We start from the raw sequence: 24,421 nt of genomic DNA, 5'->3' as shown, positions 1-24,421 counted from the left end.
GTATAACGGCCTATACGCTGGGTCAGGTGCGAAAAAATCTGGCACTTGGCCCGACAGCTCACCACCAAAACCCCGCTAAAGACCAGCGAGGATCTCCACCACGGCGTCGTAGGTCTGTTCCACGTCAAGGCTTTCCGTGTCGACCACAGTGCACTTCGGACGCTGCCGCAGGTACGCCGAGAGGTGGTCGTGGACGCGGTCGATCAGCTCCAGCCCGCCCGCGCGAGTGATGATCTCGTCGATGTCGCGGGCCGGTCCGCTCTCGCTGGAGCGGGACGAATAGCGGTCGAACGCGTGGGGCTTCGCCGCGGTCAGCACGATCTCGATGTACGAAGCTCCTGCGGCACGCGCGGCGGCTTCGAACCCCGAAACCTCTTTCAGGTGCGTTGCCAGCTGGGGCATCACGACGGAGAACCCGGACCGCAGATGGGTTTCCGCCATGGCGACGGCCAGGCGGCGCGCGACGGGCAGGGTGGCGAAGAAGTCGTCGCGCCAGCCGCCGATGAGGGAGACGACGTGGTCGGTGTCGAGGTCGAGCACGCCGGGGTGGCGATCGGCGTAGAGGCGCGCGACGGTGGACTTCCCGATGCCCGACGGGCCGTTGAGGTGAATGAGGCGAGGGCCGCCCCGGACGGATCCGGGGCGGCCCTCAGAAGAAGCAGTGTTCAACTCAGATGAGGCCGAGCTTCTGCACGGCGTCGCGCTCCTCGGCGAGCTCGCCGACGGTGGCGTCGATGCGGGCGCGGGAGAAGTCGTCGATCTCGAGGCCCTGCACGATCTCGTACTTGCCGTCCTTGGCGGTGACGGGGAAGGACGAGATGAGGCCCTCGGGGACACCGTAGGAGCCGTCGGAGATGACCGCGGCGGAGGTCCAGTCGCCTTCGTCGGTGCCGTTGACCCAGGTGTAGACGTGGTCGATGGCGGCCGACGCGGCGGAGGCGGCGGAGGAGAGACCGCGGGCTTCGATGATGGCCGCGCCGCGCTTGGCGACGGTGGGGATGAAGGTCTCTTCGACCCAGGTCTGGTCGTTGACGGCCTCGGCGAGGTTCTTGCCGCCGACGGTGCCGTGGGTGATCATCGGGTACTGCGTGGCCGAGTGGTTGCCCCAGATGGCCAGGCGCTTGATGTCCGAGACCGGGACGTCGAGCTTCTTCGACAGCTGCGCGAGGGCGCGGTTGTGGTCGAGGCGGGTCATCGCGGTGAAGCGGTCGGCCGGGACGTCGGGCGCGTGGGACTTGGCGATGAGGGCGTTGGTGTTGGCCGGGTTGCCCACCACGAGGACGCGGATGTCGTCGGCCGCGCCGGCGTTGATGGCTTCGCCCTGGGGCTTGAAGATGCCGCCGTTGGCCTCGAGCAGGTCGCCGCGCTCCATGCCCTTGGTGCGGGGGCGGGCGCCGACGAGCAGGGCGATGTTGGTGCCGGAGAACGCCTGCTTGGGGTCGTCGAAGATGTCGATCCCGGACAGGAGCGGGAAGGCGCCGTCGTCGAGCTCCATCGCGGTGCCCTCAGCCGCCTTGACCGCCTGCGGGATCTCGAGGAGCCGCAGTTTCACCGGGGTGTCCGGGCCGAGGAGCTGACCGGACGCGATGCGGAAGAGCAGCGCGTAGCCGATCTGGCCGGCCGCACCGGTGACGGTGACGTTGACAGGGGCTTGGGTCATAGCGGGTTCTCCAGCTTGAGACGACTTTGGCTAGTACCGCGACTCTAGTACTCGCGGGTGCGATCGTTCGGGTGCGTCCAGTCACTCTCCGGCCGGTGTCGTGACGTTGGCCGCGAGCCGGCCCAGGAGTGTGGCGAGGGTGGCGATCTCGTGGTCGGTGAGGCCGGTGCGCATGCGGTTGTCGTGGGCGACGGCGGCTTCGGCGAGGCGGTGGAAGGTGCTTTCGCCGTGGTCGGTGAGTTCGACGTGGTGGACGCGGCGGTTTTCGGGGTCGCGGGTGCGGGTGAGCAGGCCGGCGGTTTCCATGCTGTTGAGGTGGTGGGTGAGGGTGGCGCCTTGGATGCCGACGGCGTCGGCGAGCTGGCGTTGGCTGGTGTGCTGGTGGGTTTTGAGGGCGATGAGGATCTGCCAGACGGGCTGGGAGCCGCCGACGGCGGCGAGGGCCTGGTCGAAGGCCTGGCCCGCGGCTTTGGCGGTGCGGGCGAGGACGACGCCGATGGGGGCGGTGGTTGGTCGTGGCACGGGTGCACCGTAGCGCAGATTGATCGAAGACTAAGCGTTTGACATCTAACGATTAGAGTTCTAACGTTTGTCGCGTTGAGCTGCTCCACTGACCGCGGGAGGGATCATGGGCACCACCGAAGAGATCAGCGATTTGGGGAAACGCTGGGTCGCGGCCGAGACGGCCGGGGACACCACGACGCTGGCCGGGATGACCACGGGTGACTTCACCCTGGTCGGCCCGCTGGGCTTCGTGCTGAACCGCGACCAGTGGCTGCAGCGCTACGAAGGCGGCGGGCTCGTCACGCGCCGGCTGGATTGGCGCGAGGTCGAGGTGCGCGAGCACGGTGATTCGGCGATCGCGGTCGGCGTGCACGAGCAGGAGGCGACGCACCGGGGCAACGCGGTGGACGGGCAGTTCCGGTCGACGCACGTGCTGGTGCGCGAGGGCGGCCGGTGGTTGCTGGCGGGGATGCACCTGAGCCCGATCGGTGCGCCGCCGGCGTTCGCGCGCGGGGGTGCGTGATGGCGGAGCTGAACCACACGATCGTGTGGGCGACGGATCGGGGTGCGTCGGCGGAGTTCCTCGCTGGGGTCCTGGGGCTGGCTGTGGGTGAGGAGACGGCGCCGTTCCTGCCGGTGGTGCTGGGCAATGGGGTGACGCTGGATTTCGCGCAGGCGGATGAGGTTGCCGGTCAGCACTACGCGTTTCTGGTGAGCGACGCGGAGTTCGATGCCGCGCTGGAGCGCCTCAGGGCGTCGGGGACGGCGATCTACGCCGATCCGTTGCACCGCACGACGGGGATCAACGGGATGTTCGGCGGGCGCGGGTTCTACTTCGACGATCCGGACGGGCACAACATGGAGCTGCTCACGAGGGCCGGTTAGCGCCGGCCGGTGCGGGCTGGGTCGCGTCGACGTTGAACACGCGGCCCAGCGCGACGACGCCTTCGTCGAGGTGGCTGAAGCTGGAGACGACGGCGCGGGTTTCGGAGTCGTCGATGCGGTCGACGACGGGGGTGCCGTCGTCGCGGATGAGCTTGTCCGTGGGTGTGGTGTTGGGGTGGCGGACGGCTTCGCCGACGAGGTCGATGTTGGCGAGTACGCGGCCGGCGAAGAGGTCGAGGCGGTCGGCGACGGGTCCGTCGAGCTGGCCGGGCTGGGCGCGGGCGGCGACGTGGCGGGCGCGGAAGGCGATGCCTTCGAGGGTGGTGAGCACGTGCCAGCCGTAGTCGCGCCGCGCGCTGCGGAGGTTGATGGGGTGGGTGAGCGGTTCGAGGGTCTTGCGGACCTGTTCGACGGCGCGGTCGAGGTCGCGGGACATCTCGATGATGTTCACGTTGTCGCGGCCGGAGAGCAGGGTTTCGGCTGATTCGACGAACTCGTGCAGCTCGTCGAGGACGGTCGCGATGTCGTCGAGCATGACCGAGCGGGTGCGGACGGGGACGATGACCGTGGCGGCGAGCAGGCCGGAGGCGGCGCCGACGGCGGTTTCGGCGACGCGGATCCAGAGGACCTCGATGCTGAAGGTGCCGAGCAGGCTGTAGAGCAGGCCGAGCATGCTGGTGACGAAGAAGGCCATGAGGAACTGTGAGACGCGGGCCATGTAGACCATGCCGAAGACGCAGACCATGATCAGGGCGAGGATCGCGATGGTGTTGCCGCTGACGAGCAGGGCCAGTGCGACGCCGCCGACGATGCCGATGAGGGTGCCGCCGGTGCGGCGGACGCCTTTGACGAAGCGGGCGCCGGCGCTGGAGGTGCCGACGAAGACAACGAAGACGGTGAGCACGGCCCAGTACCAGCGTTGGTGGGAGATGAGTTGTCCGGCGAGGACGGCGAGTCCGCCGCCGATGACGGCCTGGATGGCGCTGCGGGTCTGGTTGTCGTAGGCGAACGCTTGGGTGGGTTCGGGTTCGTCGTCGTCTTCGTCGAGGGAGTAGTCCACTGTGGCCTCGCGGCCGGCGACGCGCTGGGCGCGGTCGTCGGCGACGGCGAGTTCGGCGATGGCGCGGCGGACGCCGTCGCCGGGGCGGGCTTTCTCGTCGATGCGGCTGCCTTCCACGAGCATGCGGCTGTATTCGCCGGTCTCGCTGATGAGGGGCAGTTCTCGGGGGTCGCGTTCCATGAGGGAGCGGAACTTCGCCAGCCGGGCGACGAGGTCGTCGGCGACGCCGGGGGTGAGGGGGTGGGAGCAGGTGCGTTGCACGGTGATCGTGAGCCATTGGACGGCGAGCTCGACCTCGATGGCGCGGCGGCGCAGGAGGTCGGCGTTGCGGGCGTCGACGACGTCGGGGGCGTTGTCCTCGATGAGCAGGACGGATTCGTGCAGGCGGGCCAGGGCGGTGCGGATCTGGCGGTTGCTGCGGTCGCTGCCGGCGGAGGCGATGTAGGCCTCGGTGGCGCGCACGGTGGCGGCGACGCGGGCGCGGAAGGCGCGGCGGATGCGGATGAACTCGGTTTCGGCGTTGCGGCGCAGCAGGACGAAGCGCACGAGGGCGTTGGCGGCGACGCCGGTGGCCATGGCGATGAGCAGCTGCGGGGCTTGGGAAAGGTGGGCCTGCAGGAACATGGGGAAGAAGAACAGGAAGAACGCCATGGAGCCCAGGGCGGTGCCGCGGGGGCCGAAGCGCTGGAGGTAGACGGCGACGAAGATCAGCAGGACGAAGATGATGCTGTCGAGCGGTGGGTAGGCGGCGCCGATGGTGGCCAGGGTGATGGAGCAGGCGCCGACGAGGGCCGCGAGGCACAGCGTGACGGCTTGGCCGCCGGTGGTGGGGTCGTTGACGGTGAAGGCGCTCATCATCGCGGCGATGGCGGCGACCAGTGACGTGGTGAGCGGGAAGTGCAGGGGCTGCAGCACGAGGATGGCGATGATGATGCCCAGTACGGCGGAGCCGGCCAGCCGCAGGCGGACGAGGCCGGGATCGGCTGCCGCCAGCCGGTCGAGGGTGGCGTCGCGCAGGTCGGCGATCATCGGGCGAGCAGCTCCCACTGGGCGAGGGTGACGCGGCGGCGGTTCGCCGCCGTGACACGCAAACGGTAGTGCTCGCAGGCCGCGGGGCTGTCGAGGACGAACGGGCGGGTCTGGCGGCGCCAGCGGAACAGCTCTTCGCTGCGACGGTCGAGCACGGTCCAGTGGCGGCCGTCGGTGGAGCCTTCCAGTACCCACGCCCTCGGGTCTCCGTCGCGGCTGCCCGAGGTGAGCGTGTACATCGTGACTTCGCGGGGGTTGCCGTGCACGGAGAACTCGACCACGGGGGTGCGGGTGGTGAAGGTGGCTTCGGTGCGGCTGGTGTCGTCGACGAGAAGCGCGGCGGGACCGTCGGGGCTGTAGGCGGTGCCGACGAGGTCGGTCAGCGGCTCGGGTTTGGCGGGGGTTACGGGTTCGGTGCCCCACGTGCCGGGTTCGCTGCGCACGTCGAACTCCAGCACGGCGCCGCGGGCGAGCACGGCGTGGGAAATGGTGGCCGACTTGTGGGGCCGGCCGTCGATGGTGAGGCCGTGGACGTAGGGCGTGTCCGCGGTGTCTCCCAGGTCGGCGGCCCTCGCGGCGCCGGGGGCGCGGATCACGAGGTCGTGGCCGTTCTCCAGGTGCAGGGTCGCCTGGCGGAACAGCGGCGCGCACACCACGTACCGCGGGCTGCCGACCGTGAGCGGGTACAGGCCGAGCGCGGCGAAGACGTACCAGGCGGACATCTCGCCGTTGTCCTCGTCGCCCGGGTAGCCCTGGCCGAGCTCGCTGCCGAGGTAGAGGCGGCGCAGGACCTCTCGGACGGTGCGCTGCAGCTTCGCGGGCGCGCCGGCGTAGGTGTAGATCCACGGGATGTGGTGCGAGGGCTGGTTGGAGTGGCCGTATTGGCCCATGCGCACGTCGCGGGCTTCGGTCATCTCGTGGATGAGGCCGCCGTAGGAGCCGGGTTTGCGGCCGGTCTCGGGGGTGGTGAAGAACGTGTCGAGCTTGGCTTCGAGGCCGGCGGTGCCGCCGTGCAGGGCGGCGAGGCCGGGCCCGTCGTGGGGCACGGAGAACGCGGTGTTCCACGCGTTGGTCTCGACGAAGTCGCCGCCCCACGCCTCGGGGTCGTAGCCCCGCGCCGGGAAGTGGCGGCCGCCGTCGGGGGTGCGGCCCTGGAAGAAGCCGATGCGCGGGTCGAAGTGGTGCACGTAGTGCTGGGCGCGCTGGCGCAGGTAGGCGGCGTTGTCGGCGCGGCGGCGCGCGCGGGGGCCTTCGCTTTCGCGGGCGAGCGCGTCGGCGAGGTTGGCGAGGCCGAAGTCGTTGAGGCAGCCTTCCAGCGCCCAGGAGAGGCCTTCGCGGGTCGAGGTGGGCGTGTAGCCGAGGAACGGTGAGGTGTCGAGGCCCTTGCGGCCCACGCCGGCGCGGGGCGGGGCGACGGTCGCGTTTTTCAGGGCGGCGTCGTAGGCGGACTCGACGTCGAAGTTGCGCACGCCTTTGAGGTAGGCGTCGGCGAAGGCGACGTCGGAGCTGGTGCCGGTCATGAGGTCGGCGTAGCCCGGGGAGGACCACCGGGCGATCCAGCCGCCTTCGCGGTACTGCTGCACGAACCCGTCGATCATCCGGCCGCAGCGCTCGGGGGTGAGCAGCGCATACGCGGGCCAGGTGGTGCGGTAGGTGTCCCAGAAGCCGTTGTTGACGTACAGCTCGCCGTCGACGATCTTCGCGCCGGTGCGCTTGCGGGTGCTGAACGCGCGGCCGCGGGCGACGGGGCTGGCGTGGCGGATGCCGTCGGGCGTGTTCTCGTGCGCGCGGTTCGGGTAGAGGTAGAGCCGGTAGAGGTTCGAGTAGAACGTGGCCAGCTCGTCCTCGCTCGCGCCCTCGAGTTCGACACGCCCCAGCACGTCCTGCCACTTCTCCCGCGCGCGGTCGCGGACCTCGTCGAACGTGGTGCCGGCCGGGATCTCCAGCTCCAGGTTTCGCCGCGCCTGCGCGAGGCTGATCAGCGACGTCGCGATCCGCAGCGTCACCTGGGGCGCGGCGAACTCCAGGTGCCCGGTCACCCGGCGCCGGAACGGGCCGCGGCCCCCACCGGACGCGGGCACGTCGGCCTGCGCGTGGACGAACATGCGCCGCGCTCCCGTGGACAGGCGGCTGCGCACCCACGTGTGCCCGGTGACCACCCCCGTCGACGGGTGCACGCGCAGGCCGCCGCGGTTGCGGGCGTTGTCGAAGACCACCCAGCCGGCGCCTTCGGGGAAGGTGAAGCGGAACATCGCCGCGTGGTCGGTGGGCGCGACCTCCGCCGTGACGCCATTGCCGAACCGCACGCCGTAGTGGTGCGGCCGATCGGTCTCGTCTTCGTGGGAGAACGCGAGCGCGCGGCGCCGGCGGTCGGTCTCGACGGGACCGGTGCCGGGCATCAGGTGGAAGGTGTGGCGGTCGCCCATCCACGGGCTCGGCTGGTGGCTCAGCGCGAACGCCTGCAGCGCCGGCTCGTTCGCCGCCGTGTTGTGCCGGTGGTAGGAGTAGAACCAGTCCAGCGAGCGCGCGTCGGTGACCGGGGTCCAGAAGTTGAACCCGTGCGGCACGGCCGTGGCCGGGAACGTGTTGCCGCGCGAGAAGCCGAAGCCGGAGTGCGTGCCCCGTGTCGTGCGGACGTGGTCGACCGCGTCGCCGGTGCGCGGGTGGTGCTCGCCGACGCGCACGTCGTCGAGCCAGCCCTTGACGTCGCGGCCGCCCGGCGCGTCGGTGAGCAGCACGATCCGGCGCACGCGGCGCCCGGCGAACGCGCCCAGCGGCCGGCGCACGAGGTTCCACTGGTCCACCAGCAGCGTCTTCGCGTGCCCCTGCTCGGTGGCCGAGAACCCGGCGCTGCTGCCGTCGTCGAACTCGACGTCCAGTGCGACGAACGTGCTGCGGTAGGAAGGGACCGCCGCGTCCGACGCCGGGAAGACCACGTAGGACAGTGCACTGTGGGCGGTGACCTCGACGTCGGTCTCGAACAGCGCCGTCCGCGCCACACCGCTGTAGCGCAGCGCGCGCACGCCGGTGAACCCCACCCCTGTTTTCGCGGTGGGGGACCGGTCGGGTCCGCTGTCCACGCGGACACCGGCGGCGACCGGCTGAGGGTCACCCGCCTCGAACGATGAGAAGAACCCGGCGCTGGTCACCCGCACACGGTAGTCGGCCACGCCGCGATCGGCCCGGCGTGGCCACGACCTCCCCGCACGCCGTCCCTGCCGACCGCATTTGACATCAGCGCTTTTTTGTGGCGATCCGAATTGATCGCGAAGGCCATGAAATACGTTTTCCCGCAACGGGATCGATGTCTCACAACTGATTACATGCTTTTCCGCTCAACACTTGTTCTCGCGGCTACGGTCGGATTCCATGGAATGGAGTTTTCACTCGGCAGAACAGCTCGCGGCTGCGTTGAAGGCCGGCGAGGTGACCTCAGTGGACCTGACCGACGAAGCGATCGCCCGGATCGACCGCCACGACCCGGTGATCAACGCGATCTGCGTACCGGACTTCGACCGCGCACGCGCCGCCGCGCACCGAGCCGACGAGGCGCGAGCCCGCGGCGAGGACCGGCCGCTGCTCGGCATTCCGGTCACGGTCAAGGAGTCCTACGACATCGCCGGCCTGCCCACCACGTGGGGCCTGCCGCCGCACCGCGACCACCTGCCCACCGAGGACGCGGTGCAGGTGTCCCGGCTCAAGGCCGCCGGCGCCGTGATCCTCGGCAAGACCAACGTGCCGCTGGGGCTGCAGGACCTGCAGAGCTTCAACGAGATTTACGGCGCCACGAACAATCCGTGGGATCACGAGCGCACGCCGGGCGGTTCGTCCGGCGGCTCTGCGGCGGCCCTGGCGGCCGGGTTCGGCGCGCTGTCGATCGGCTCGGACATCGCCGGCTCCCTGCGTACCCCCGCGCATTTCTGCGGGGTCTACGCGCACAAGCCGACGCTAGGGCTCGCGGCCACCCGCGGCATGACCGTGCCACCCGGGCCGGCGTTGCCGGTCGAGCTCGACCTCGCCGTCGTCGGCCCGATGGCACGCACCGCCCGCGACCTCACACTCCTGCTCGACGTGATGGCCGGACCGGATCCCCTCACATTCGGCATCGCACACACCGTGGCGCTGCCGCCGGCCCGCCACGAGCGGCTCGCCGACTTCCGCGTGCTGGTCCTCGACGAGCACCCGCTCGTCCCGACCGGGTCCGCCGTACGGGCGGGTGTGAAACGGGTGACCGACGCGCTCCTCGCCGGCGGCACCCACGTCGAGCGGCAGAGTCCGCTGCTGCCCGACCTGACCGAAGCCGCGGCGCTCTACGCGCAACTGCTGTTTTCGGGTTCCGTCGCCCGCTTCCCGTTCAGGACCCGCGAACCGGATCCCACCGAGACCGCTCTGGACGCGGCCCTGCGCCACGGTCCGACACTGAGCCACCACGAGTGGCTCGAAGCGAACCACCGGCGCGAACTCCACCGCCACCGCTGGCGGCAGCTCTTCGCCGAGTTCGACGCCGTCGTCTGCCCGATCACGCCGACCCCCGCGTTCCCGCACGACCACGAACCCGACCCGGGCAACCGCCGGCTCGACATCGACGGTGAGCTGGTTCCGTACTGGGACCAGCTCGTGTGGGCCGGTCTGGCCACCATGCCCGGCCTGCCCGCCACGGCCATCCCCGCGGGCCGGTCCCCGGAGGGCCTGCCGGTGGGCGTGCAGGTCATCGGCCCGATGTTCGAGGACCGCACCCCGCTGCGGCTGGCCGAACTGCTGGAACGGGAAATCGGCGGCTTCCAGTACCCGGAGAACGCCGCCGCGGTCATCAACGCCTGATCACCCGCTCAGGCGACCGAACCCGGACAACGGTGTGGCCCCGCAGGAAACCCTGCGGGGCCACACCGTCACCGGAACCGGGCTACAGCTTCGCGCACTGCCCCGCGGCCGGGCCGCGGACGGTGTTGGCGAAGTCGTGGTCGGTCGGGACGGGCGTGTTGCCCGTGCAGGCCAGCGGCCCACCCACGGTGCTGCCGGCCAGCACCGGCCCGTGGTTGCCCGTCAGGGTCACCGGACCGCCGATGTCGGTCAGCTCGATCGACACCGCCCCGGTCGTGCTCGTGATCGCCACCGGGCCCGACACCTTCGTGCGGTTCAGCACCACCTGGCCCGCACCCGTAGCCGCGAGCGGACCCGAGATCGACCCGCCGCGGACCACCAGCGACGCCCCGGCGGACACGGTCACCGGACCCGACACCGTGGCGCCGTTGAGGCACACCGTGCCGCTCGACACCGTCAGCGGGCCGTTCTGCACACCCGTCAACGTCTTCGTGCACGACGCGTCCGGGCGGCCCAGCAGCTCGAACTCCGCCAGCGACGCCGGACCACCGCTGTTGTCGGTCACCGTGAGCCGGTAGTAGGCGTAGTGCGCCGGGTTGGCCACCGCGAACGCCCGCGTCTGCTGCCGCCACGGGAACGTCTGACCGGTCTGCTGATCGGCGACCGCCCACGTCTTCCCGTCGTAGGAACCCTCCAGCTGCCAGCTCTTCGGATCACCCGCGCCCTTCGGCGAGGTCAGCGTGTAGTGCGTGACCGCCTCGTCCGTCGAGTTCAGCTGGTAGGTCACCGCGCCGGTCACCTTCGCCTCGGTGCGCGAGGAGTTGTCGATCAGCGCCGCCGCGTTCGAACCGTCCGAAGTGGACAGCGTGCCCTTGCCGGCGCCGGTCTCGTCGTGCAGCGGCGTCGGCACCGCGTCGCCCGTGGTGATCGACTTCGGCGCGTCGTCGGCACCCGTGCCCCAGGCCGAGGGGTTCGGGCCCATGTCGAAGTCGAGCGTCGCCCCGTGCGAGAGCACGTCCTGCGGCAGCGACGTCGACGTCCAGGCCTTGCCGTTGATCTTCAGGCCCTGCACGTAGACGTTCTTCGCCGAGTTCTTCGGCGCGTTGATCACCACGTCACCACCGGGCAGGTGCAGCGTCGCCTTGGTGAACAGCGGCGACCCGATCGCGTAGTTCGGGCTGCCCATCTGCAGCGGGTAGAAACCCAGCGCGCCGAACACGTACCACGCGGACATCTCGCCGTTGTCCTCGTCGCCCGCGTAACCCTGGCCCAGCTCGCTGCCCGAGTACAGCCGCGAGAGCGCCTCACGCACCTTGGCCTGCGTCTTCGACGGCTGACCCGCGTAGTCGTACATGTAGAGCAGGTGGTGCGAAGGCTGGTTGGAGTGGCCGTACTGGCCCATCCGCACGTCCCGCGCCTCCCGCATCTCGTGGATCGCGCCGCCGTAGGTGCCCGGGAAGGTCGCGGTCTCCTGGTCGGCGAAGAACTGGTCCAGCTTCTGCGCCAGCTTGTCCTTGCCGCCGTAGAGGTTCGCCAGCCCCTGCCCGTCCTGCGGCACGGTGAACGCCATGTTCCAGCCGTCGGTCTCCGTGTAGTCCCCGCCCCACACCCGCGGGTCGTACTGGGCGGCGGTCTTGGTGAACTTGCCGCTGGCGTCCTTGCCCTGGAAGAACCCGATGCTCGGGTCGAACAGGTTCACGTACTGCTGCGCGCGGCTGGTGAAGTACTGGTAGTTCTCCAGGTACTCCGCCTTGCGCGGGTCGCTCGCCGGTGCCTCGTCGTAGAGCTTCTTCGACAGGCTCGCGATGCCGAAGTCGTTGACGTAGCCCTCGATCGCCCACGAGAAGCCCTCACCCGTGGTATTCGGTGTGTAGCCGAGGAAGATCGACTGGTCCAGGCCCTTGCGGCCCACCGCCGAGTTCGGCGGGGTCACCGTGGCGTTCTTCAGCGCCGCGTCGTAGGCCGACTTCACGTCGAAGTTCGTCACGCCCTTGAGGTAGGCGTCGGCGAACGCGACGTCGGAGCTCGTGCCCGTCATCAGGTCCGCGTAACCGGGTGAGGACCACCGCGCGATCCAGCCCGAGTCGCGGTACTGCTGCACGAACCCGTCGACCATCTTCCCGGCCATGTCCGGCGTGAGCAGCGAATACGCCGGCCACGTGGTGCGGTAGGTGTCCCAGAACCCGTTGTTGACGTAGATCTGCCCGTCCACGACCTTCGACCCGGTCTGCGTCGCGCTGTCCGCTCCGGTCTTCGCCGCCACCGGGCTGGCGTACTTGTACGCCGGGGCCTGCGGCGTGCCGGTGTTCTCGAACGCCTCGTTCGGGTAGAGGAACAGCCGGTAAAGGTTCGAGTACAGCGTCTCCAGCTGGTCCTTCGACGCGCCCTGCACCTCGATCACGCCCAGCTGCTTGTCCCACGCCTGCTGCGCGGCGTCGCGCACGGAGTCGAATGTCGCCGTCGGGGCGAGCTCCTGCTCGAGGTTCTTCTTCGCCTGCTCCACGCTGATCAGCGACGTCGCGATCCGCATCGTCACCGTCTTGTCCGCGCCCGCGGCGAACCGCAGGTAGCCGGTCACGTTGTCGCGGCCCTGGCCGGTCAGCTTCGCCCCGGCGGTCACCGGCTTGTCGAAGCTCGCGTAGACGAACATCCGCCCCGCACCCGCCGACAGCCCGCTCTTCGCGTCCGAGTACCCGGTCAGCGTGTCCGTGGCCGGGTCGAGCGTGAGCCCGCCGGAGTTGTTCACGTTGTCGAAGATCAGGCTCGAGTCGGTGCCCGGGAAGGAGAACCGCATGACCGCCGCGTGGTCGGTCGGCGCGATCTCCGTCTTGATCCCGTTGTCGAACGTCACACCGTAGTAGTGCGCCCGCGCGACCTCATTGTCGTGGGAGAACGCCAGCGCACGCGCGTCGCGGTTCGCGTCCGGCACCCCGGCCGCGGCCGACGGCATCACCTGGAAGCTCTGCCGGTCACCCATCCACGGGCTCGGCTCGTGGCTCGCCGAGAACGCCTGCAGCTGCGGCCGGTTGTCCGCGTTGTTCTGCGTCGAGTAGTTGTACAGCCAGCTGTCCGAACCCGCGTCCGTGACCGGCGTCCAGAAGTTGAACCCGTGCGGCACCGCCGTGGCCGGGAAGTTGTTGCCCCGCGAGAACGTGCCGTTGGCCATCGTGCCGCGCGTGGTCAGCACGTTGTCACTCGGGCGCTGGCTCGCCGGCGGCGTCGGGGTCGCCGAGATCTTCACGTCGTCGAGCCAGCCCTGGAACGCGCCCGGCCCGTTCGGGTCGTCATAGTCCACGAGGATCCGGTCGATCGTCTTGCCCGCCGCGACCGTGCCGACCGCCGAACGCACCAGGTTCCACTGGTTCGCGTAAAGGATCTTGCTCGCACCCTGGCCCGAGGGCGTGAGCGGGAACCCGTACTGGTCCGTCGCACCCAGCCCCGACAGGTACGTGCCGTCGGTGAACGCCAGGTCGATCGCGACGTTCGTGCTCGGGTACTTCAGGTCGTTGCCCGTCAGCTGCGGCTGCACCTTGTAGGACAGCTCGGTGGTCGGGACCACCGGCAGGTTCACGTCGAAAACCTTGTTGTAGGAGTAACCGTGCCCGGCCGCGGTCTGCGTGCCGGCGTAGCGGAACGCCTTCTTGCCCGTGAAGCCCACGCGGTTCTTGTTCGTGTACCCGCTGGTCGGCCCGGAGTCGACGAAGCTGCGCATGTTCGGCAACGGCGGCGGCGGAGCGTCGTCGTTGGCCAGCAGCAGCTCCGACATCTGCAGGATGTCGTCGCCGTGGTTGCGCGTCACGTCGAGGCGGTAGTAGCGGTAGGCCGCGCTCGCCGCGGCCAGCTTGTACTGGTGCTCCTGGAACCGCGCGTCGAACGACTGACCCGACTGCTTGTCCAGGTCCGTCCACTGCTGCGCGTCGTTCGACCCCTGCAGCGTCCAGTCCTGCGGATCACGGCCGGGGAAGTCGTTGGCCGAGCTGATCGCGTAGTGCGTGATCGCCACCGGCTCCGACAGGTTCACCTGCGCCCACGCCGTGGGGTCCCACGAAAGCCACTTCGTGTCCGTGGTGCCGTCGACAAGGTTCGCCGAGACCTCACCACCGTCGGTGTTCTCGCTGCTCGCGCTCGTCTCGGTCACCTTGCCCCGGATGTCACCCGGGATCGTGGCACCGTTCGCCCCGTTGACCCCCTCGGTCCGCGGCTTGCCCGCGGCATCGGTGTCAACGGTGTCCTGCCACGTCGGCTGCGGATCCGACGGCTCGAACGAGGACGAGAAATCCGGCGGCGGTGTGTCCGCCGCGGCGGTCGAGGTCACCGGCGCGGCGACCAATCCGGCCGCCGCCACGACCGCGACCAGCGCGGCGCGGACGGGTCTGGCGCTTCGGGGCATCGTTGCTCCCAGCTTGTCGGGGCGGGTCGGGCGCGCCCGCGCAGGAACCCTCCCGGCGGCGGCGCTACGGAAGGGAAACCCGTGTGTGACATCGATGTCAAGATCCGGCGGGCAAACCTGACCGGAAACGGACAACGCCGGACGTACCCGCTGGCGCATCCGGTCGCCGGGCGCGTCAGACGTGGAACACGCCGTCCTCGTCCGCCGCCGACGCGAACTCGTCCCAGGCCATGTTGGCCAGCGAGATGTTGTTCTCGATCGACCACAGGTGCTCCGCGACCACCCACAGCCGCCCGCTCTCGCGCGGACTCACCCGGACCACCAGCAACGGCAGCTCCGCCGACGCGAGCGCCCGTCCGGTCCGCCAGCACCAGCAGTGCCCACTCCGGCGCCAGCGCGACCAACTGGTCCGCAGTCGCGTCGCGGTACGCCGGGTCGTCGACCACGTGCAGGCTCGGCAGGAAATCCTCTTCGGTCGGGGTCGTCACGGCGGTGCGAACCGCGTCCCACCCCGCCGGATCGGCGAAGTCCGTGCGGATCAGCAGACTGGTCTGGAGATCGGGCCACGGCGGTCAGTGAACGGCAGCCGCGCAGCCGGGCCGTCACCGGACTCGCGCCGCGGTGCGCGGCCGGGTGGCGCATCCGGAAATCCCGCACACCGGATGGCCGCCGCCGGTATAAGGGGAACATGCCCCCCGAAGCGATCGACCAGGCGGCGGCCGACGACGCCGCGCGCCGCCGCGCCGAGACCGCGCTGGCCTCCGGCGACCCGACAGGCTGGTTCGAACCCCTGTACGCCGCGGCCGAAGCGGGGCAGGCCGTCGTGCCGTGGTACCGCGGCGAACCCGGTCCCGAGCTCGCGGCCTGGGCGGCGGCGAACCCCGGCCAGGGCCGCAGCGCGCTCGTCGTCGGGTGCGGCCTGGGCGACGACGCGGAACTGCTCGCCCAGGCCGGCTACACGACCTCGGCGTTCGACGTCTCGCCCAGCGCGATCAAGGCCGTGCTGAACCGCTTCCCCGACACGCGCGTCTCCTACCGCACCGCCGACCTGCTCGACCCGCCCGCCGAATGGCACCACGCCTTCGACGTCGTCGTCGAGATCCTCACCGTGCAGTCCATGCCGAAGTCCGTGCGCGACGCGGCGATCGCCTCCGTGGCCGGCTTCCTGGCGCCCGGCGGCACTCTCGTCGTCGGCGCGTTCGCCGAGGAGAGCATCGACCTCGCGACCTGGTCCGGACCACCCTGGCCGCTCAACCGCGCCGAACTCGACTCCTTCGCCCGCGACGGCGTCCGAGCCACCACCGTCGACCGCGTCCGCGAAGGCAGCCGCTGGTGGGCCCAGTTCACCCGGGAAGCCTGACAGTGTCCCACCCCGACGTCGAAAACTGGCTCGCCGACCACGGCCTGCCGGCCGGTGAGCTGCTCACCCGGCTGCTCGCCGCAACACAGCTCGGCCACGACCTCCCGGACGACCTGCTCGCGCACTGGGCGCGCGAAATAGTCCTCGGCCGCCGGGTCGCCGACCAATCGGAACCGGCGCTCATCGCCCAGGCCCGCAAGCGCGGCTGGAGCTGGCAGGAGATCGCCGACCGCCTCGGCCTCCCGAACGCGACCGCAGCCGAAGGCCGCACCGCCGCACTGGAAACCGAACTCGCCCGCACCCATCCCGCAGCCATCCCGAACGCCTACCGGTGATCACCACCGACAGCTTGGCGGTCAAACTCGACCGCCTGCGCGAGCTCGACCGCGCCCGCCGCTGCGTCTTCGGCGCCGACACCCACCGCTACGTCAGCCGGCGTGTCCCGGAGCGCGAACTCCGACGCATCGAAGCAATGCGGGGCGTTCTGCCCTCCGCGTTCCGCGACTTCCTCAGCCGCGTCGGCACCGGCGCCGGTCCCTACCACGGGATCCTCCGGCTGAAGCCCGAGGACTCCGCGGTGATCCCCGGCCACGTTACGATCGCCCGCCGAGGCGGCGGGGAGTCCACCGTGCTGGTCACCGCCGGCGACCTGACCGGAACCGTCCGGGACGCCGGCGACGACATCCTCCGGCCCGCCCGCACACCACCGGGAGCCGACTACCCAAGCGACCCCATCGACCTCGGTCCCGCCCCGACGTTCGAAGCCTGGTACGACGCCTGGCTCACCTGCGCGATCGAGCAGCTCATCGCCAACCCCGTCCGGGAAAAACCTCGCGGGGAGCGGCCACCGGAGCCGTTCGGCCGCACCGACCCCGCCGGCCCGAGGATCCCGTTCGGGTTCAGCATCCCCGCCGACTGACCCTCAGCACTCCGTGAGGAACCGCTTCAACACCCGCGTCCCGAACCGGAGCCCCTCGACCGGCACTCGTTCGTCGACACCGTGCGCCATCGCGCGATACGGGAACCCCTCGGGCAGCGACAGGGGAGCGAAGCCGTAACACGCCATGCCCAGTTTGGAGAACGCCTTCGCGTCTGTGCCGCCACCCATGCAGTACGGCACCACCACGGCGTCGGGATCCTCGCCCCGCAGCGCGGCGGCCATGGCGTCGAACCACGGTGAGTCCACCGGCGCCTGCACCGGCGGCTGGTGCGCCACGAACTCCCGCGTCACCCCGGGACCCAGCAACGAGTCGAGGACCTCCAACAGCTCGTCCTCCGCGTCCGGCAGCACTCGCACGTCCACCTGGGCCGTCGCGGTCGACGGGATCACGTTCACCTTGTAGCCGGCCGACAGCATGGTCGGCGTGGTGCTGTTGCGGACCGTCGGCAATACCAGCGAACCCGCCGGGCCGAGCCGCGCCACCGTCGCGTCCACAGCGTCACCCGAAGAAAGGTCCACGGGCACGCCCAAAGCCGCACCCGTGCGGTCCAGGAACGCCCGCACGGTCGGGGTCAGCCGCACCGGCCAGCGATGCCCGGCGATCCGGTGCAGCGCATCGGCGAGCATGGTCACGGCGTTCTCGTCGTTGGGGCGCGAACCGTGCCCGGCCCGGCCGCGCGTCGTCAGCTTGATGTGCGCGGTGCCGCGCTCGGCCGTCCCGACCGGGTACAGCCGCACGGTGCGCCCGTCGGCCGCGGGCACGTGGTAGCTGTACCCACCCGACTCGCTGATCGCCGCGACGCAGCCCTCGAACAGCTCCGGGTGCCGCTCGACCAGCCAATGCGCCCCGAAGTCGCCGTTGTCCTCCTCGTCCGCCACGAACGCCAGCACCAGATCCCGGCGCGGCCGCAGCCCCGACGCGACGGCGGACAACACCATCGCGCAGAAGTCCTTCATGTCCACCGCGCCCCGGCCCCACAGGAACCCGTCGCGCACCTCGCCGGAAAACGGCGGCACCGACCAGTCCGCCGCGTCCGCCGGCACCACGTCCAGGTGCCCCTGCACCAGCAGCGCCGGCAACGCCGGGTCGGACCCCGGGATCCGCGCGATCACGTTCGCCCGCCGCGGCGCCGACTCCACGATCTTCGCCGGAACCCCGTGCCGCCCCAGGAATTCCGCGACGTACTCCGCCGCCTCCCGCTCGCCCTCGGAGTCCCCGCCACCGCGGTTGGTCGTGTCGAACCGGATCAAGTCGGCGCACAGCTGCACAACATCGACCACGTCAGCCATAGATACCCTGCACCGCCCCCGCCGCGATGGCCGTGACCACCTTGAACGCCTTCATCGCCTCGGTCATGCTCGGCGCGTCGAACCCCACGCGGCGCGTGCCGATCTGCTCCACCGTCGGGATCACCGCCGTCGCCTGCGCCAGGTGACTCGCGTCGAACTCCACCTCGATCCGGTGCCGCCCCGGCAACCGCTCCACCCGCCCGGCCCGCACGCACGAGTCCAGCGCCGCCGTCCTCAGCAGCTCCGACGTGCGCGCCGGCGGCAGGCAGATCGCCGCGTACCGGCTCACGCACTCCTTCACCGGCACCAGCTCCGCCTCCGGAGCGTAGTCACGGGCGTCTTCGCACGCCTGGTCGTCGCCGCTGACCAGCAGCACCGGCACGCCGTACTCCGCGGCCAGCGCCGCGTTGAGCCGGCCCTCGCTCGCGGGCACGTCGTCCAGCCACACCCCGGTGATCTGGTTCTCCAGGTACGTGTGCGACAGCACCCCGTCGAACCCGGCGCCCGCGTGGTAACCGAGGAACACCACACCGTCCACACCGGAATCGATGCCCTGCATCATCGACAACGGCTTGTGGCGCCCCGTGAGCATCCGCGCCCGCGGATCCAGCTCCTCCAGCAACAGGTTCCGCTGCGACGAATGCGCCTCGTTCACCAGGACGTCGGACGCGCCGGCATCGAACAACCCCGCCAGCACCGCGTTGACGTCACCGGTGAACAACCGCCGGAACCGCTGCCAGGGCTCGGTGCCGGGGACGACGTCGTCGGTCCACGTGACGCCCGTGGCGCCTTCCATGTCCGCCGAGACCATGATCCGCATGCGCGCACTCTAGTCATCCTACGTCCGGCCCGCGGCGGAACACCCGAGGTCACCCACGGTGACCCCTGTTCGCACATAACGATCGGACCCGCACAGTTGTCGGAACATATTGCGCCCTTCCCTCGGTATGTGGTTACTTTTCGAATCTGGGGCTAGACGATGGGGTGGTCTTCAAGTGCGCATCAAGCACGTTCGGCGCGGGGTGAACCGCGCCATCGCGGTTCTGGCCGCGGGAACCATGGCGATTCTGCCGCTGGCGGGCACCGCCGCGGCACAGCAGCCGGCGCAGCCGAAAGTGCTGCGGGTGGCGCTCACGACCGGCATCGACCATCTGAACCCGTTCACGGCGTCACTCGCGGCGTCGACGCAGGTCGGCCGGTTCATCTACGAGTTCCTCACCATCCCGAGTGCGGACAAGGCCGAAGCCTCGCCCGCGCTCGCGGAGTCGTGGACGACCTCGCCCGACAAGCTCACCTGGACGTTCAAGATCCGCCGGGGCGTGAAGTGGTCCGACGGGCAGCCCGTCACGGCCAAGGACGCGGCGTTCACCTTCCAGCGCATGCTCGACGACGAGACCGCGCGCACCGCGAACGGCAACTACGTCGCCAACTTCCAGAACGTCGCCGCGCCGGACGACACGACGCTGGTGATCAAGACGAAGGCCGTGCAGGCCACCATGGACCTGCTCGACGTGCCGATCGTGCCCGAGCACATCTGGGCGCCGATCAAGGACCTCAACGACCCGAAGACCGACGACCTGTCCGTGGTCGGCGTGAGCGACGGCCCGTACCAGCTCACCGAGTACAAGCAGAACGAGTACGTGAAGTTCAAGGCCAACACGTCCTACTGGCGCGGCGCGCCCAAGGTCGACGAGCTGCAGCTGCTCGTGTTCAAGGACGTCGAGGCCGCCGTCAACGCCCTCAAGCAGGGCGAGGTCGACGTGATCAACCGGCTCACCCCGACCCAGTTCGACGCTCTCGAGGGCCAGCCGAACATCGCCACCAACAAGGCGCCCGGCCGCCGCTACAACGAAATCAACATCAACTTCGGCGTCGAAGACGTGAACAACAAGCCCATCGGCAACGGCAACCCCGTGCTGAAGGACCTCCGGCTGCGCCAGGCCATCGCCCAGAGCATCGACACCAAGACCATCGTGGACAAGGTCATGGGGGGCTACGGCCAGCTCGGCGGCGGCGTCATCCCGCCGATCTACTCGGCCTACCACTGGGATCCCGCACCGACCGAGGCCCGCAAGTTCGACCTCGCCGCCGCCAACGCGGCTTTGGACCAGGCCGGCTACACCAAGGGCCAGGACGGTGTCCGGATCGCCCCGGGTGGCGCGCGCCTCGAGCTGCGCCTCACCGGCCACGCCAACCGCGCGTTCGACCAGCGCACCGCGCAGTACGTCACCGGCTGGCTGCAGCAGATCGGCATCTCGGTCAAGCAGGAGCTCGTGTCCGACGAAGAGCTCAACGACCGCACCACCGCCGGAAACTACGACCTCGCGATCTCCGGCTACGCCACCAACCCCGACCCGGACTACGCGCTCGCGCTGCACACCTGCGCCGCGCGGCCCAACGCCGAGGGCAAGGGCGCCACCACCGACACCTTCTTCTGCGACCCGGCCTACGACGGGTTCTACAAGCAGCAGCTCACCGACACCGACCCGGCCACCCGCGCCGGCTACGTCAAGCAGGCCCAAGCCCGCCTCTACAGCCAGGCCGTGAACGTCGTCCTCGACTACGACAACGCGCTCGAGGCCTACCGCTCCGACAAGTTCTCCGGCTTCCAGACCCAGCCGCAGCCCCAGGGCTCGATCCTGGAGCAGACCGGCTACTGGGGCGTCTACGGCGCCGTCCCCGCCGGCACGGAGAACACCGCCGCCGAGAGCGGCGGGTCGAACACCGTGCTGTGGATCGTGCTCGGCGTCGTCGTGGTCTTGGTGCTCGTCGGCGGCGGGATCATGATCGGCCGGCGCGGCAAAGCCGCGGACGACCGGGAGTAGCACCTCTTGACGCAGGCACTTTCCTCTTCGGACCCGGCTTCGCTGCTCGTCGACCCCGACGAGCAGCGAAGCGGGACCGGGACCGTCCGCTTCGTCCTGACCAAGGTCGCCGAAGCCGTCGCCAGCATCTTGCTCGTGATTGTGCTGGGCTTCCTGTTGTTCCGGCTCCTGCCGGGAGACCCGGTGGCGTTCATGGTCCGCGAACGGCCCACCGACCCCGCCCAGATCGCAGAGCTGCGCGACCGCCTCGGCATCGACAAGCCCATGCTCACGCAGTTCTGGGACTACTTCACCGGCCTGTTCCGCGGCGACTTCGGCGAGTCCTACATCGAACGCCGGCCCGTGCTCGACATGATCGGCGAACGGCTGTGGCCCACGGTGCTGCTCGTCGGCAGCGCCACCGTGCTGGCCGTCGCGATCGGCTTGTGGCTCGGCATCCGCGCCGCGTGGAAGCGAAACAGCTTCTTCGACCGCGCCCAGACCGGCTTCGCCCTGACGTTGTGGTCGGTCCCGCAGTTCTGGCTCGGCCTGATCCTGCTCGTCGCGACCGGCGGCCTGTTCCCCAGTCGCGGCATGCACTCACCCGACGCGGCACCCGGCTTGCTCCCGCAGACGCTCGACGTGCTGCACCACCTGATCCTGCCGTGCGTGACCCTGCTCGTGGTCTTCTACGCGCAGTACATGCTGGTGATGCGCTCGTCGCTACTGGGGGAGATGAACGCCGACTACCTCACCACCGCCCGCGCCAAAGGCCTGCGCGAGGACCTGGTGCGCCGCCGCCACGCCGTGCCCAACGCGCTGCTGCCCACGGTGACGCTGGTGTTCATGCAGTTCGGCATGGTCGTCTCCGGTGCCGTCACCGTCGAGGCCGTGTTCTCCTGGCCCGGCCTCGGACAGCTCACCTACGACGCGATCCACGGGCCCGACCTTCCCGTGCTGCAAGGCGTGCTCGTCGTCCTGGCCGGCGGCGTGGTCCTGATGAACCTGTTCGCGGAACTGCTCTACCGCGTACTCGACCCGAGGGTGCGCACCGCATGACCACCTCCGCTCCCGCAGAAACTCCGCGCGCCATCGCCTGGCGCCGCCGCCGCGCCGCGGTCGCCCGCACCTGGGGCGAGTTCGCAGCCCAGAAAGGCGCGCTCGCCGGATTCTGCCTGCTCGCGCTGACCGTCGTCGTCGCACTCGCGCTGCCCCTGATCAGCGACTCCGACGGACTCGACGTCACCAAAGCCACCGGCCACCCGCTCAGCCCGCCCGACGGACAGTTCTGGCTCGGCACCGACGTCGACGGCCGCTCCGTGCTGCTCATGACGATCTGGGGCACCCGGCTCTCGCTGCTCGTCGGCTTCTCCGCGACCGTGCTCAGCGTCCTGATCGGCACGATCGTCGGCATCGCCGCCGCGCACTTCGGCAGCTGGATCTCGGCGATCCTGTTGCGGTTCACCGACTTCTTCCTGGTGCTGCCGTCGCTGATCCTCGCGATCGCGCTCTCGGCCGTGCTGCCACAGGGCACCCGCACGATCATCCTCGCCATCGGCCTCACGGCCTGGCCCAGCACAGCCCGGCTCGTGCGCGCCCAGACCCTCACCATCGAAAGCCGGCCCTACATCGAGCGCTCACGCGCGCTCGGCGGCGGCCACCTGCACGTGGTCGGCCGCCACGTGCTGCCCGGCGTGCTGCCGCTCGTGCTCGCCAACACCACCCTGGTCGTCGGCAACGCCGTGATCGCCGACGCGACCCTGGCGTTCCTCGGGGTCGGCGACCCCAACGCCATCTCCTGGGGCGCGATGCTCGAGACCGCCCTCAGCAGCGGCGCCGTGACCCGCGGCGCCTGGTGGAACCTGCTCCCGCCGGGCATCGCGATCGTGCTCGTCGTGCTGTTCTTCACCCTCGTCGGGCGCGGGCTGGAGACGGTGCTGAACCCGAGGCTCAAAGGACAACACTCGTGACCGCCCTGCTCGAACTGAAGAACCTCGGCGTCACCTACCGCACCGGCGGCGGCGAGATTCCCGCCGTCCGCGGCGTCGACCTGCTCCTGGAAGCGGGCGGCACGCTCGGCGTGGCGGGGGAGTCCGGCTCGGGCAAGTCCACCGTCGCCATGAGTGTCCTGCGGCTGCTCCCGCGCAGCGCCGACGTGACCGGCGAGATCCTGCTCGACGGCGAAGACGTCACCACCATGCGCTGGGGCCGCCTGCGCGCCGTGCGCTGGGCCGAAGCGTCGGTGGTGTTCCAGGGCGCCATGCACGCGCTGAACCCCGTGCGCCGCATCGGCGAGCAGATCGCCGAACCCCTGCGCCTGCACCCACCCGAGACCGGCGCCCTCGGCGAGACCCAGGTGAAAGCCCGCGTCGCCGAGCTGCTGGAACAGGTGGACCTCCCTCCCTCCCGCGCCGGCGCCTACCCGCACGAGCTGTCCGGCGGGCAGAAGCAGCGCGTGATGATCGCGATGGCCCTGGCCTGCTCACCGCGTCTGGTGATCGCCGACGAGCCGACCACCGCGCTCGACGTGATCGTGCAGGCCCAGGTGCTTGCGCTGCTGTCGAAGCTCGTGGCCGAACAGGACATCGGGCTCGTCATGATCAGCCACGACCTGTCCGTGCTCGCCGCCACCTGCGACCGCATCGCCGTGATGTACGACGGGCAGCTCGTCGAAGAACGCCCCAGCGCCGAGCTCATGGCCGACCCGCACCACGAACACAGCCGCGCGCTCGCCGCCGCGTTCCCCACCGTCGGCGACCCCGTGTCCCGCTTCGCCCCGGCCACCAGCACCCCGCTGCCTCCCGAACCCGAGCAGCGCGCCGGGCCCGGCGACACGCCGCTGCTCGAAGCCGAGAACCTCCACGTGAGCTTCCGCGACCGCACCGGCAAGCGCATCCACGCTGTCAACGGCGTCGACCTCGCCGTGCGCCGCGACGAGATCGTGGCCCTGGTCGGCCAGTCCGGCTCCGGCAAGACCACGCTCGCCCGCACGCTGCTCGGCCTGCAGAAAGCCGACTCCGGCGCGGTCCGCCACGACGGCAAACCCATCCCCGCCGGGGGCGCCGCGCTACGGGCGTACCGGCGCAAGGTCCAGCTCGTGCTGCAGGACCCCACCAGCGCGCTCAACCCCGCCCACACCGTCTACGAAGCCGTCGCGGAAGGCCCCCGCATCCACGGCCTGCCCGCGGAACGCGACACCGTGCTCAAGGCACTGGAGGCGGCGGAGCTGCGGCCCCCGGAGAAGTTCCTCGACCGCCTGCCCCACGAGCTCTCCGGCGGCCAGCGCCAGCGCGTGGTCATCGCCGGAGCCCTCGCGCTCGAACCCGCCGTGCTCGTGGCCGACGAACCCGTCGCCTCGCTCGACGCGTCCGTGCGGGGCGAGATCCTCGCGCTGCTGCTTCGGCTGCGGCGGGAGCTCGGCCTCGCCGGGCTCGTGATCACCCACGACCTGGGCCTGGCCTGGAACATCGCCGACCGCGTCGCCGTGATGTACCGGGGCGAGCTCGTCGAAACGGGCACCGTCGAACAGGTCCTGCTAGACCCCCAGCACGAGTACACCCGCTCCCTGCTCGCCGCCCTGCCCGGCGGCACGGCCCAGCGCGCGACCACCGGCAGCTGATGCGTTCCGGACCACTTCCGGAAAAACCGACGTTGACCACTCACGGGCGGAAGATTCAC

19 protein-coding genes are annotated in these 24,421 nt (G+C 70.3%); 10 read left to right on the top strand and 9 right to left on the bottom strand.

What is annotated here, in order from left to right:
- Positions 1-75 precede the first annotated feature (75 nt).
- The 3 genes from AB0M56_RS47945 to AB0M56_RS47935 all read right to left on the bottom strand — a co-directional run bounded on the left by AB0M56_RS47945 (position 76) and on the right by AB0M56_RS47935 (position 2,182).
- Complete coding sequence (locus tag AB0M56_RS47945) at positions 76-669, bottom strand: AAA family ATPase (RefSeq protein ID WP_364189579.1); 594 nt, start codon at positions 667-669, stop codon at positions 76-78.
- Position 670: 1 nt separating this feature from the next.
- Complete coding sequence (locus AB0M56_RS47940) at positions 671-1,660, bottom strand: malate dehydrogenase (RefSeq protein WP_364189576.1); 990 nt, start codon at positions 1,658-1,660, stop codon at positions 671-673.
- An 81-nt stretch (positions 1,661-1,741) separates the two neighbouring features.
- The gene (locus tag AB0M56_RS47935) at positions 1,742-2,182 is read right to left on the bottom strand and encodes a MarR family winged helix-turn-helix transcriptional regulator (RefSeq protein WP_364189573.1); all 441 of its coding nucleotides are present in this window, start codon (positions 2,180-2,182) and stop codon (positions 1,742-1,744) included.
- A 106-nt stretch (positions 2,183-2,288) separates the two neighbouring features.
- Between AB0M56_RS47935 and AB0M56_RS47930 the strand changes: the two genes are divergently transcribed.
- Entirely contained in the window at positions 2,289-2,687 is a 399-nt protein-coding gene (locus tag AB0M56_RS47930; protein WP_364189570.1) for a nuclear transport factor 2 family protein, read from the top strand.
- The gene (locus AB0M56_RS47925; RefSeq protein WP_364189567.1) at positions 2,687-3,049 is read left to right on the top strand and encodes a VOC family protein; all 363 of its coding nucleotides are present in this window, start codon (positions 2,687-2,689) and stop codon (positions 3,047-3,049) included. The genes AB0M56_RS47930 and AB0M56_RS47925 overlap by 1 nt, the downstream gene beginning before the upstream one ends.
- Here AB0M56_RS47925 and AB0M56_RS47920 read toward each other — a convergent pair.
- Positions 3,033-5,138: an FUSC family protein gene (locus AB0M56_RS47920; protein ID WP_364189600.1), complete on the bottom strand. Its 2,106-nt coding sequence runs from the start codon at positions 5,136-5,138 to the stop codon at positions 3,033-3,035. The genes AB0M56_RS47925 and AB0M56_RS47920 overlap by 17 nt on opposite strands.
- Positions 5,135-8,287: a GH92 family glycosyl hydrolase gene (locus tag AB0M56_RS47915; protein WP_364189599.1), complete on the bottom strand. Its 3,153-nt coding sequence runs from the start codon at positions 8,285-8,287 to the stop codon at positions 5,135-5,137. Before AB0M56_RS47915 ends, AB0M56_RS47920 begins: the two co-directional genes overlap by 4 nt.
- Positions 8,288-8,507: 220 nt before the next feature.
- Here AB0M56_RS47915 and AB0M56_RS47910 point away from each other — a divergent pair, with 220 nt between their 5' ends.
- Positions 8,508-9,959: an amidase gene (locus AB0M56_RS47910; protein ID WP_364189564.1), complete on the top strand. Its 1,452-nt coding sequence runs from the start codon at positions 8,508-8,510 to the stop codon at positions 9,957-9,959.
- Between the two features lie 82 nt (positions 9,960-10,041).
- Here AB0M56_RS47910 and AB0M56_RS47905 read toward each other — a convergent pair whose 3' ends face one another.
- Positions 10,042-14,349: a GH92 family glycosyl hydrolase gene (locus AB0M56_RS47905; RefSeq protein ID WP_364189561.1), complete on the bottom strand. Its 4,308-nt coding sequence runs from the start codon at positions 14,347-14,349 to the stop codon at positions 10,042-10,044.
- A gap of 175 nt (positions 14,350-14,524) precedes the next feature.
- The gene (locus AB0M56_RS47900; protein ID WP_364189558.1) at positions 14,525-14,662 is read right to left on the bottom strand and encodes a hypothetical protein; all 138 of its coding nucleotides are present in this window, start codon (positions 14,660-14,662) and stop codon (positions 14,525-14,527) included.
- Positions 14,663-15,037: 375 nt separating this feature from the next.
- On the opposite strand from AB0M56_RS47900, the gene AB0M56_RS47895 reads away from it, so the two are divergent.
- From AB0M56_RS47895 to AB0M56_RS47885, 3 genes are read left to right on the top strand one after another with little or no spacing between them, the layout of a single operon-like run.
- Positions 15,038-15,709 (top strand): class I SAM-dependent methyltransferase, encoded by a 672-nt coding sequence (locus AB0M56_RS47895; protein WP_364189555.1) that lies wholly within the window; start codon positions 15,038-15,040, stop codon positions 15,707-15,709.
- Positions 15,710-15,711: 2 nt separating this feature from the next.
- On the top strand, positions 15,712-16,044 hold the full coding sequence (locus AB0M56_RS47890) for a hypothetical protein (protein WP_364189552.1): 333 nt from the start codon (positions 15,712-15,714) through the stop codon (positions 16,042-16,044).
- Positions 16,041-16,628 carry a hypothetical protein gene (locus AB0M56_RS47885; protein ID WP_364189550.1) on the top strand — a complete coding sequence of 196 codons (588 nt, stop codon included), beginning with the start codon at positions 16,041-16,043 and terminating at the stop codon, positions 16,626-16,628. Before AB0M56_RS47890 ends, AB0M56_RS47885 begins: the two co-directional genes overlap by 4 nt.
- Before the next feature lie 3 nt (positions 16,629-16,631).
- On the opposite strand, the gene AB0M56_RS47880 is transcribed toward AB0M56_RS47885, so the two are convergent.
- Both AB0M56_RS47880 and AB0M56_RS47875 read right to left on the bottom strand, forming a co-directional pair.
- The gene (locus tag AB0M56_RS47880; protein ID WP_364189548.1) at positions 16,632-17,939 is read right to left on the bottom strand and encodes a M20/M25/M40 family metallo-hydrolase; all 1,308 of its coding nucleotides are present in this window, start codon (positions 17,937-17,939) and stop codon (positions 16,632-16,634) included.
- Positions 17,932-18,759 (bottom strand): M55 family metallopeptidase, encoded by an 828-nt coding sequence (locus AB0M56_RS47875; protein WP_364189546.1) that lies wholly within the window; start codon positions 18,757-18,759, stop codon positions 17,932-17,934. Before AB0M56_RS47875 ends, AB0M56_RS47880 begins: the two co-directional genes overlap by 8 nt.
- Before the next feature lie 238 nt (positions 18,760-18,997).
- Between AB0M56_RS47875 and AB0M56_RS47870 the strand changes: the two genes are divergently transcribed.
- The 4 genes from AB0M56_RS47870 to AB0M56_RS47855 are packed head-to-tail and all read left to right on the top strand — an operon-like array spanning position 18,998 to position 24,362.
- On the top strand, positions 18,998-20,764 hold the full coding sequence (locus AB0M56_RS47870) for an ABC transporter substrate-binding protein (RefSeq protein WP_364189596.1): 1,767 nt from the start codon (positions 18,998-19,000) through the stop codon (positions 20,762-20,764).
- A gap of 6 nt (positions 20,765-20,770) precedes the next feature.
- Positions 20,771-21,802 carry an ABC transporter permease gene (locus tag AB0M56_RS47865; protein WP_364189544.1) on the top strand — a complete coding sequence of 344 codons (1,032 nt, stop codon included), beginning with the start codon at positions 20,771-20,773 and terminating at the stop codon, positions 21,800-21,802.
- Positions 21,799-22,713, top strand: a complete 915-nt coding sequence (locus AB0M56_RS47860) for an ABC transporter permease (protein ID WP_364189543.1) — start codon at positions 21,799-21,801, stop codon at positions 22,711-22,713. The genes AB0M56_RS47865 and AB0M56_RS47860 overlap by 4 nt, the downstream gene beginning before the upstream one ends.
- Positions 22,710-24,362 (top strand): ABC transporter ATP-binding protein, encoded by a 1,653-nt coding sequence (locus AB0M56_RS47855; protein ID WP_364189540.1) that lies wholly within the window; start codon positions 22,710-22,712, stop codon positions 24,360-24,362. Before AB0M56_RS47860 ends, AB0M56_RS47855 begins: the two co-directional genes overlap by 4 nt.
- Positions 24,363-24,421 lie beyond the last annotated feature (59 nt).

The sequence above is a fragment of the Amycolatopsis sp. NPDC051372 genome, assembly GCF_040682095.1.
GTDB lineage: Bacteria > Actinomycetota > Actinomycetes > Mycobacteriales > Pseudonocardiaceae > Amycolatopsis.
The sequence above is the reverse complement of the archived record's forward strand: the minus strand, read 5'-3'. Positions and strand labels throughout refer to the sequence as shown.